The sequence below is a fragment of the Flavobacterium sp. genome, from assembly GCF_043779715.1.
Taxonomy (GTDB): Bacteria; Bacteroidota; Bacteroidia; order Flavobacteriales; family Flavobacteriaceae; genus Flavobacterium.
Window position 1 is genome coordinate 1 of the sequence record NZ_JAYWDT010000157.1, and the last position, 3,357, is coordinate 3,357.

General features: G+C 32.0%; 4 protein-coding genes. 3 read left to right on the forward strand and 1 reads right to left on the reverse strand.

Annotation, left to right across the window (positions count from 1 at the left end; all coding sequences use genetic code 11):
- Positions 1-60 precede the first annotated feature (60 nt).
- Complete coding sequence (locus ACH2BG_RS07775) at positions 61-261, reverse strand: hypothetical protein (protein ID WP_395047137.1); 201 nt, start codon at positions 259-261, stop codon at positions 61-63.
- A 198-nt stretch (positions 262-459) separates the two neighbouring features.
- On the opposite strand from ACH2BG_RS07775, the gene ACH2BG_RS07780 reads away from it, so the two are divergent.
- From ACH2BG_RS07780 to ACH2BG_RS07790, 3 genes are all read left to right on the forward strand, one after another.
- A complete protein-coding gene (locus tag ACH2BG_RS07780) occupies positions 460-1,332 on the forward strand; it encodes a hypothetical protein (protein ID WP_395047138.1) in 873 nt (290 codons plus the stop codon).
- A 173-nt stretch (positions 1,333-1,505) separates the two neighbouring features.
- Positions 1,506-2,027, forward strand: a complete 522-nt coding sequence (locus tag ACH2BG_RS07785; protein WP_395047139.1) for a hypothetical protein — start codon at positions 1,506-1,508, stop codon at positions 2,025-2,027.
- Between the two features lie 319 nt (positions 2,028-2,346).
- Positions 2,347-3,018 (forward strand): hypothetical protein, encoded by a 672-nt coding sequence (locus ACH2BG_RS07790; RefSeq protein WP_395047140.1) that lies wholly within the window; start codon positions 2,347-2,349, stop codon positions 3,016-3,018.
- Positions 3,019-3,357: the final 339 nt, after the last annotated feature.

Sequence of the window (3,357 nt, forward strand, 5' to 3'; positions counted from 1 at the left end):
TGATATCCATCTTCTTCTTTACTTTACATTATAATTTCGGTCTGCAAAATTATAAAATTTTTACAAGCCAACCAAGTTTTTTACACCCGAACCTTTTGCGTTGCATTCTATCGGATTCTGACTCCAAAAATCTAAAACATTTGGATTGTTTGGGCGTGCCGCACCTCCGTTTCTCTGCGGTGCGTCAGGCTGTACGTTCCCGCTTTTTATCGCCAGCCAAAGAAAGGCTGCCCATAAAAGAGCTCCACTGCCATCCTTCACGCGGATCGTGGAATTCAAGAATAAAAAATCACTTTGATAATTTGTACTAATTTATTTATATATTTGAAATTAATAAATACTGACGCTTTTCAGACAAAGCATCCCAATTTAGGGATGATAAGGCGAATATCGGCAGACCTATATATACAAGTTAGTGGCAACCTTCCGAAAATCCTACAATAAAAAAAGCTATCGATTTTGAAAAAAGTAAGACAAGATTTAAAGTCCAATAAAGCAGAAGTCTTGAAAGTTATTGAAGATTTCTTCGAAAAGGGAGAAATGTCGGATAACGAATGGCGAAAAAAGAAACGTGAACTTATTAATTTAGGCAAATTTATTGTTGCCAAAGGCGACGATGTTAGTATAATCGAGGTTCGTGAAGAACCTGACTTCGTCGTTAAATGGCAAAATCAGAAAATTGGAATGGAAATAGTTGAAGTTACATACGAATTGGCACGTCAAAAAGCTCAAAAAAACGAATGGCTAATAAATCAAATTCATAAGACTTTTAAAGAGCATTTTCCAAACACTCATCTTTTCTTTTCGTTAAGTTTTGAATTTGATATTACAAATATTACAAAGAAGGAAAAGAAACGTCTTCAACAAGAAATTGAATATAGACATCCTGAATTTCTTGATAAATCCAAATTATTTAAACTCACACATCCTGGAAAATACACAAAAGAAGAACTATCGCAGAAAGCAATAATAATAGCGAATAAATTGTATGAATGCTATATCCAAAGCCATACAAATCTTAATGATGATTTAGTAAAATTATGGTGTTTTAATCCACATGATGAATTATATTTAAGTTTATCTATAGGATATTCCGCAGGTTCACCAAGGGATTTAATAATTTCAAATATTCGAAACAAAGAAACGTTAATTGAAAAATATCGTTCAAATTCTTCGACACAAAAACAGTATTTGTTAATGGTTATTGAAGGAAGTAGCGGTTATTCAGATTATTCATTTATTGATGTAAATATGCTTGTGGAATTAGATGTTAAATTTGATAAAGTTTTTCTTTTTGATTTTTTTAAAAGTGAAATATTCATCTTGAAATAAAAGGCAGCCACTAAGACGGTTTAGCAAGATTTGGGTTTTGGGCTTAATTTAAAATTTGTCTTGTACTTGGAAAACTTATAATAACCCGAAAATAAATCTTAATTTAGTCCCAAACCTCGCCAAGCTGGCGGGAAGTTATACACAAGCAGATTACGAAACCTAAAATTATCATTATGTCAAAATTTACTATTTTTATTATTCTATTTTCATTTGCGAACATTTCTTTTTCCCAAACAGATCAAAATTGCTTAAAAGTCATAAATGATGATGTTACTGCAACAACAAAGATAATAACTGACGAAATTGACTTGGGAGATTTTAGTGTTTATGTGTTAGCTGGAATTACGAAAGGTACTTATCCAAAACTAATTTTTAAAATAAAAAAAGGAGATTGTGTTGACGATTATAACCCAATTTATTTCATGTTCCACAATGGTGAAAGATATTCTGGTGGTAATTATGTATTCCCATATAATTGTAATGGATACAGTGGTCAGATAATAAACACAGCCAAAATTTCTAATCTTCTAAAAGTAGAAAAACTTAAAACTTTAAGAGTAGATACGAGATCAACATTTTTTCAAGTGGATTTAACAGAAGAACAGTCACATTTGTTGAAAAATTATATCAATTGTGCGTCAGATTGGAAATCATATAAAGACCAAATAAAGTACAAAGCCCAAGGAAAATATTAAGAATAATTAAAGTATAAGCCAGCACATAGCAAAGGCGGTTTTACGGGATTGCTAGGCTTGATTTGTGTTTGGAAAAACCCCAGCTGCGCAAAGTATTCATTAAAAGAATAAACTTGTGACACAAGCCCCCAGCTCCGCAAAGTGCTCATTCAAAGAATAAATTTGTCGTTTACGCTGCGCAAACGTCTCTGACTTTACGCCCACTATAATGAGCAAATAATAAAGTGAGTGTAAAGTGTTAACGGCATATAGGATTTGGCACAAAGTCGGGAGACTTTGCGCAGCGGAGAATTTTACAATAACCAGAAAAAACAACTCAATGGAAAAACAACCTCTAAATGAAAATGTTTCTGAAGCTGATTTAATTCTAGGATTTGAATCTTTAGAGCAATTGAATAACAAACTAAATCAAACAGCCATTGATATTTTTACAAACGAAACACAACGAAAATTACTTTCCAAACCAAGCCATTTCACATTTTCAATAGTTCATAGAGCAATTGAACTTAATAGAGGTTTTAAAACACTTGCAGAATCCAATAATTGGATAACAGCGATAAATTTAATGAGACTTCAAGCAGACAATTGTATCAGATTATTTGCATTGAGCTTAGTTAAAGATAGACTGGACTTTTATAATCGAATACAAAACGGTGAACATATTAGAAATATAAAAGATGCCGAAAATAACAAAATGACAGATTTATATCTATCTCAAAAATTAGATAGCTTGTATCCTGGATTTAGATTATTATATGAAAATACTAGCGGATTTATTCATTTCTCAAATGAACATATGACCGCAAATACTGATAAGTTTGAAGACGGAAATGATTTTGTAATGCATATAAGATTGTCTGAGACAACAGAGTTCTCAATAAATAAAAAAGTAGATTATGCTTTTAACATGTTCGTGTTGAACAAAGAACTACATAAACTTCTAAATGGATATAAATTAAGCATGATAGATTTTATGAAAAAATATGACTAAAAAAGACTGCATATAACAGCTAGGGATTCGTTGCTTGCGCAGCACAAACAATGAAACTCCGGTTGAACGGAACCGGTTACTGTCAGGTCCTATGGAATTATCGTAAAGTTTAGAAAGAGAATTTCAAGAGGATGTAGTGTCCTCTTTTTTTATGCGTTAAAATCTAGATGGTTTTGCGTGTGTTCCTTTACTTGTGAACAGAAAATCCCTTAATCCTAAATTTAGATTTTGTAAGAACTAGAACTTTGGCTACAGCCAAGACACTTTGCGACCGCGGTTATCTCGAAAAACGTAACGATCGACGACTTTTCAATAATTAAAAAGTTTGTTTATATTTGT

Excerpts from the sequence above, each read along its gene's own strand:
- ACH2BG_RS07790 (WP_395047140.1), top strand. The coding sequence starts at position 2,347 with ATGGAAAAACAACCTCTAAATGAAAATGTTTCTGAAGCTGATTTAATT.
- ACH2BG_RS07785 (WP_395047139.1), top strand. The coding sequence starts at position 1,506 with ATGTCAAAATTTACTATTTTTATTATTCTATTTTCATTTGCGAACATT.